This is a genomic window from Nocardia sp. NPDC058497, from assembly GCF_042720195.1.
In the GTDB taxonomy this organism is placed as follows: domain Bacteria; phylum Actinomycetota; class Actinomycetes; order Mycobacteriales; family Mycobacteriaceae; genus Nocardia.
Genome location: NZ_JBHXMY010000359.1, coordinates 1 through 6,194 on the forward strand (window position 1 = coordinate 1; position 6,194 = coordinate 6,194).

General features: G+C 68.8%; 8 protein-coding genes. 3 read left to right on the plus strand and 5 right to left on the minus strand.

Annotated features, from left to right (window positions below; translation table 11 throughout):
- Both ACFWPJ_RS21840 and ACFWPJ_RS21845 read right to left on the minus strand, forming a co-directional pair.
- A partial coding sequence (locus ACFWPJ_RS21840) for a GDSL-type esterase/lipase family protein (protein ID WP_378854073.1) occupies positions 1 to 380 on the minus strand: 380 nt, incomplete at its 3' end.
- A 134-nt stretch (positions 381 to 514) separates the two neighbouring features.
- The gene (locus tag ACFWPJ_RS21845) at positions 515 to 922 is read right to left on the minus strand and encodes a hypothetical protein (RefSeq protein WP_378854075.1); all 408 of its coding nucleotides are present in this window, start codon (positions 920 to 922) and stop codon (positions 515 to 517) included.
- A 100-nt stretch (positions 923 to 1,022) separates the two neighbouring features.
- Between ACFWPJ_RS21845 and ACFWPJ_RS21850 the strand changes: the two genes are divergently transcribed.
- A complete protein-coding gene (locus ACFWPJ_RS21850; protein ID WP_378854077.1) occupies positions 1,023 to 2,036 on the plus strand; it encodes an Rv2578c family radical SAM protein in 1,014 nt (337 codons plus the stop codon).
- 9 nt (positions 2,037 to 2,045) lie between these two features.
- On the opposite strand, the gene ACFWPJ_RS21855 is transcribed toward ACFWPJ_RS21850, so the two are convergent.
- Positions 2,046 to 2,690, minus strand: coding sequence for a hypothetical protein (locus tag ACFWPJ_RS21855; RefSeq protein ID WP_378854079.1), 645 nt, complete (start codon positions 2,688 to 2,690; stop codon positions 2,046 to 2,048).
- Positions 2,691 to 2,765: 75 nt separating this feature from the next.
- Entirely contained in the window at positions 2,766 to 4,040 is a 1,275-nt protein-coding gene (hisS, locus tag ACFWPJ_RS21860) for a histidine--tRNA ligase (protein WP_189023716.1), read from the minus strand.
- A gap of 85 nt (positions 4,041 to 4,125) precedes the next feature.
- Between hisS and ACFWPJ_RS21865 the strand changes: the two genes are divergently transcribed.
- Both ACFWPJ_RS21865 and ACFWPJ_RS21870 read left to right on the plus strand, forming a co-directional pair.
- Positions 4,126 to 5,013 (plus strand): peptidylprolyl isomerase, encoded by an 888-nt coding sequence (locus ACFWPJ_RS21865; RefSeq protein WP_378854081.1) that lies wholly within the window; start codon positions 4,126 to 4,128, stop codon positions 5,011 to 5,013.
- Positions 5,014 to 5,288: 275 nt separating this feature from the next.
- Positions 5,289 to 5,831 (plus strand): hypothetical protein, encoded by a 543-nt coding sequence (locus ACFWPJ_RS21870; protein ID WP_378854083.1) that lies wholly within the window; start codon positions 5,289 to 5,291, stop codon positions 5,829 to 5,831.
- A 50-nt stretch (positions 5,832 to 5,881) separates the two neighbouring features.
- On the opposite strand, the gene ACFWPJ_RS21875 is transcribed toward ACFWPJ_RS21870, so the two are convergent.
- Positions 5,882 to 6,194: DUF4913 domain-containing protein (locus ACFWPJ_RS21875; protein ID WP_378854085.1), on the minus strand; the 313-nt coding region annotated here is incomplete at its 5' end.

Consider the following 6,194-nt stretch of genomic DNA (forward strand, 5'->3'; position numbering starts at 1 on the left):
CACGAGAGAACCATCGTCTGGAACAGATTGCCGTCGTTGCCACCGATCTGATAGGTGACGACCCCGGTCCGCGGCGAGAGCGCGTCGAATTGCGCAGGCTGATCGGCATATTGGGCGGTGCTCATATGCGCGGTCGCCGCCGAGGCGCAGCTGACATCGGTGAGCTCCCACCCGGTCGCCGCGGCCAGCCGATGCGGATAGTTCTGCGCCGATCGCGTGCACAGCGGCGGGCTGCCGGGAGCGGGATCGAGCAGTCCTGGCGCGGCGGTGTAGGAGTCACCGATCGCGACATAGGACACCGGGGGCGCCGAGATGGCACCCGGGAAAAGCAGGCCGAGGACGAGCTGAGCGACGGCCGCGACCAACAACGGTCTTTCCATCGAACACTTCTTACCGAGACACCCACACCACCGAAAGCCGGGCCGCACGGGCCACCACCACCAATTTTACGCGCGCAGCGACAACAATGCGGCCGTCCAGTCTGGTTTTGTGCGGCAGCTCGTCAGCCCTACACCTAGAGGGCGGCGAGAATCCCGACGAGGAAGATCCCGAGTCCCGCCGTGATGGTGACCGCACCGGCGGCACCCAGCGGTACGGTGCGCGCGTGCTCGGCGAATTCGTCGCCGACGCCCGTGAGCCAATTGATCGTGTCCTTGGCGGCGATGAAGACCCCGGAGGCCACGACCAGCCATGCCGCGGCGGTGTTCCACCCGGCCGGCAACGTCGACATGCGCGCGGGCCACACCAGGCCGAGCACAACAGCCCCCTGGAGCACCGCGCCGACGTGCGCGACGGTGAGATAGCGCGGCGTCGGCGGGGCGCCCGAGCGCATCCGCAACACCGTCATCGGATAACCGAGGAGCACGCCGTACGCGAGCGTCGCCACGCCGCCGACGATGAGAATCTTCTCCGCCGCTGTCATGCCGTTTCCCCTGTTCGTCGAGGAAGCCACTTCGGACGATTGTAGAGAGCCGGGGTCGATCACGCTTGACACTAGATCGAACACATGTTCGACTCAAGGAATGCGGTGGCAAGCGCAGACCCTCGACGCCGATGACGGCGCTCTGCCCGGATTGACCAGGGCCGGGCTGGTTCGCAGCGTCCGCACCCCCGAGTTCGACGGCATCACCTTCCACGAGGTGCTCTGCAAGAGCGCGCTGAACAAGATGCCGGAGAGTTCCTCGCTGCCGTTCCGCTGGACGATCAACCCGATGCGCGGGTGTTCGCATGCCTGCCGGTACTGCTTCGCGCGCGGCAGCCACGAGTATCTGGGCCTGGACGCCGGCGACGATTTCGATTCCGAGATCGTGGTGAAGACCAATGTCGCCGCGATCCTGCGCCGGGAACTGGCGCGCCGGTCCTGGCAGCGCGAACCGGTGGCGCTGGGCACCAATACCGATCCCTATCAGCGTGCCGAGGGCCGCTATCGCCTGATGCCGGGCATTATCGGTGCCCTCGCGGACTCGGGCACGCCGTTCTCGATTCTCACCAAGGGTCCACTGCTGCGCCGTGATCTACCGCTGCTCACCGAGGCGTCGCGGCGGGTGGCGGTGAGCGTGGCGGTGTCGATCGCCATCCTCGACCCCGACCTGCATCGCAGCCTCGAACCAGGCACGCCGACTCCTCGCGCGCGTCTCGATCTGGTCCGCGCCCTCGCCGACGCCGGCTTCGCCGTCCACGTGATGGCGGCCCCGATCATCCCGTGTCTCACCGACGGCAGCGCCCACCTCGACGCGCTGTTCGCCGCGATCGCCGACGCGGGCGCCGACAGCGCCACGGCCTTCCCCCTGCACCTGCGCGGCAGCACCCGCGGCTGGTTCCTGAGCTGGCTGGCCATCGAACACCCGGCGCTGATGCGCCGCTACCGGCAGCTCTACAGCCGCGGCGGCAATGTCACTCCTACCTACAGCGCCTGGCTTCGTGAGCGCGTGGACCCGCTACTGGCCACCTACGATCTGCGCCGCCCCCAGGGCCACACCACGCCCACACCTCCGGCATCGATGCCGCCGGATCCGCAGCTCGCGCTGTTCGGTTGAGCCCGGCGCTCACACGAGCGAGGCGACCTCGGAATCGGTGAGCACCACCGGCGACACGGCGTCCTTCTCGCGCACCAACCGCACCCCGCGATACAGCGGCCGCTCCCCCAGTCCGGCATCGCGCGCCTCGGCCCGCAACTGCTGCACCAGCACCTCCGATACGACGACGGCGGCGGCGAGTTCGCTGGCGGCGAGCGCGTCGGCGAGCTTGCGCAGGCCGAGCAGATGCAGTTCCTTCCCGCTGCCCGCGTCGGTGTACATCGCCAGCGGCACCAGCTGGATGTCCGCGCCCGCGGTCACCTTCAGCACGATCCGGCTCAGCCTGCCCGGAAACACCAGCAGCTGCACGCCGGTCGCGTCCGCGAGGTCGACGCGATGTTCACCGAGCAGCCGGTGCGCGCGGATCTCGGTGCCGCTCAACCACATCCGCCTTCGCCGGAACGCGAACACATAGCCGATGGTCGGCACCGCGACGACGAGCCCGAGGGCGATCGCGTACGGCCAGCTCAACCACACCGCCGACAGCAGCGTCACGCCGACGCCGACGCCGAGCGCGGCCAGCGCGAGCCTGCGCAACATCGGCGCGAACACTTCGGGCGCCACCAGGTCGATGCCGACCGGTTCCGTCGCCGCCCGCCCGGACTCCCCGTCCACGATGTCCCTCTCCACCTGTACCGGCCCGTCCGGTCCGAGGCGCGGCCAGACTACCGCGCCCCGGACCCGCCGGGCTCAGTTGCCGAGTGCGCTGCGCAGCACGCCGATGACCTCACCGAGGGGCACCTGCCGCTGCTCGCCGGTCGCCATCTCCTTGACCCCGATCGAGTGTTCCTCGAGATCGCGATCGCCGAGCACCAGCGTGTATTTCGCGCCGGAGCGGTCGGCGCCCTTCATGGCGCCCTTCATCCCGCGTCCGCCGTAGGCGAGGTCGACGCTGATACCGGCGCCGCGCAGATCACCCGCGAGCGCGACCAGCCGCGCCTTGGCCGCGTCACCGAGGGCGATGCCGTAGACCTGGCAGCGCGCCGGATCGGCCGCCGCCTTGCCCTCGGCCGCCAGCGCCAGCACGGTCCGGTCGACGCCGATGCCGAAGCCGATGCCCGACAGCGGCTGCCCGCCGAGTTCGGCCATCAGCCCGTCGTAGCGGCCACCGCCGCCGATGCCGGACTGCGCGCCCAGCTTGTCGTGCACGAACTCGAAGGTGGTCTTGGTGTAGTAGTCGAGGCCGCGGACCATTCGCGGGTTCACCACGTACGGCACGCCGAGCGCGTCGAGGTGGGCGAGCACCTGCTCGAAGTGCGTCTTGGCCGATTCGGAGAGGTGATCGATCATCAGCGGCGCGTTCGCGGTCAGCTCGCGCACCTCGGGCCGCTTGTCGTCGAGCACGCGCAGCGGGTTGATCTGGGCGCGGCGGCGGGTCTCCTCGTCGAGCGGGAGGCCGAGCAGGAACTCCTGCAGCAGGTCCCGGTACTGGGGACGGCAGGTCTCGTCGCCGAGCGAGGTGATCTCGAGCCGGAACCCGTCCAGGCCCAGGCCGCGGAATCCGGCGTCGGCGATGGCGATGACCTCGGCGTCGAGCGCGGGGTCGTCGACGCCGATCGCCTCGATGCCGACCTGCTGCAGCTGCCGGTACCGGCCTGCCTGCGGGCGCTCGTAGCGGAAGAACGGACCGGCGTAGCACAGCTTGAGCGGCAGCTGCCCGCTCTTGTCCAGACCGTGCTGGATCACCGCGCGCATGACGCCGGCGGTGCCTTCGGGGCGCAGGGTGAAGCTTTCGCCGTTGCGGTCGGCGAAGGTCCACATCTCCTTGCTGACCACGTCGGTCGACTCGCCGACACCACGCGCGAACAGGGCGGTCTGTTCGAATACCGGCAGCTCGATGTGCCCGTACCCGGCGAGTCGGGCGGCGTTGATCAAGCCGTCGCGCACGGCGACGAACTCGGCCGAGCCGGGGGGCACGTAATCCGGGACCCCCTTCGGGGCGGTGAAGCTGCTGGTCTTGGTCACGATCGTCCAGTTTTCCCCACGGGCGCCCCTCGCGTCCAACCGGTTACCCTCTAGGCGAACCTGACGACACGGGAGGAACGCGGTAGTGCCGAGTAACGAACAGCGACGGGCGGCGGCCAAGCGCAAGCTGGAGCGCCAGCTGGAACGACGGGCCGAGCAGGAGAAGAAGCGCAAGCGCCTCGTGATCGCGGGCTCGGTACTCGGTGTCATCGTGGTCGCCGCCGCCGTGACCGGCGTGTACTTCCTCACCAAGGGCGGTGACGAGCCCGAATCCTCGGCCACGGCGTCGAGCACCAGCACCAAGCCGCCGCAGACGCCAGGTGTGCTTCCGGCGGTGCCCGCCAGGCCTGCCTCGGTGACCTGCGCCTACCCCGTCGGCGCCGAGCCTGCTTCCAAGCCGGTGGCGCCGCCGAGTGTCACCTCGGTCACCTCCGGGCCCGACACGCCGACGACGAAGGTAACCATCGACTCCACCCAGGGACCGATCGGACTCGAGCTCGACAGTGCCCAGTCACCGTGCACCGTCAATAGTTTCGTGAGTCTCGCCCAGCAGGGCTACTTCGACGGCACCAGCTGCCACCGGGTCTCGGCCCAGCCTGGTTTCGAGATGCTGCAGTGCGGTGACCCGACGGCTACCGGCACCGGCGGCCCCGGCTATGCCTTCGCCAACGAGTATCCGACAGATCAGTACGAAGCGACCGACCCGGCGCTCAACAGCCCGCTCACCTACCAGCGCGGCGTGGTCGCGATGGCCAACTCGGGCCTGACCCCTGAGGGAACCAACGGCAGCCAGTTCTTCCTGGTCTTCGGCGACACCAAGCTGCCGCCGAAGTACACCATCTTCGGCACCATCGACGAGGCCGGCCTGCAGACCCTGCAGAAAGTCGGCGCCGCGGGCGACGACGGCTCGATGTCGGCGGGCGGCGGCAAGCCGAACATGCCGATCAGCTTCAACACCGTCAACGTGGGCTGACACCCCGCACACGGCACCGAAAGGGCCGGACGCCGCCACGGTGTCCGGCCCTTTTCCGGTGCAATCGCCTCGACACCGCCGGAAGATCATCAGAGGCAAGGCAATCCTATGGATCGTCCGGCCGATGCCAGCTCGTTCCGCATTTTCTCCCCCGCCACTCCGTGTCCACCGAAACTTCTCGACACCTGCCTCGCGTGGCTCCGCCAGACATACAGTCGTGTCCTTCGCGCGGTAGGCTCAGTTGTCCACTTCCACAGCAGCATCGGGGAGCAGTCATGGCGGAACTCGACGACATCGGCAGCGAAACGGCGTCCATGATGCGCACCATGCTGGCGATGGCCACCCTCGTCGCCCTCAAGTCGCGTGAGCACGGCCAGAAAGAGGCCGAGGCCCGCGCCAAGGCGGTCGAGGCGAAGATGAAGGAAGCCAAAGAACTCCAGGTCCGCGAGGCCCGCGACCTGAAGGCCAAGGACCCGCGCAATCTCGAACTGGTGCAGATGATGTCGGTCGGCACCAGTTCGACACAGGCGCGCGGACTCAACCTCGAGAAGGACCCGTCCTCCCCGTTCGCGAGCACCGCGGCCTCGGTCGGCGCGAACGCGCCGCAGGTGGGCTACGACTCCGTCGAGCGACGCGCGGCCATCGCGGCCCATCTCGAAAGGGCAGGCGTCGCACCGGAATTGGCCGAAGTGCGGATGCTGGTCGAGATGGGACAGGGCATTTCGCCGGACGAGGCGATCCGGCGCACGAACGCGGGCGCGCGGCGGGCAGGCATCGAACGGACCATCGATCCGCGCGGCCTCGAACGCGGCCGCTGACCCGCTTCGGTGCGCACCGGCCAGGGGGCGGCCCCACCGCCCCCTGCCGACTAGAACGGCTTCGTCTTGCCCATCGTCCGCATGACGTCCGGGTCGGTGAACTGATCGCGATCCGCCCCGACCTGCTCCTCCAACGGCAGTGGATCGAGCATCTTCTTGTGGCCGTTGCGCACACTGCAGTACTTGAACGGCCCACGCGGATCGAACAGTTTCGCCATATGCGGATCCGCGTGATCGAGGAACCAGACACTGATTCCCGGTCCGCCCTGCATCCGGAAATGTTCCCACGCCTGCCACAGCGCGTGCAGCCGCACGGCCGCCTCGGGATGGCGCCACCATTCCGGGCACCACACCGTGTCACTG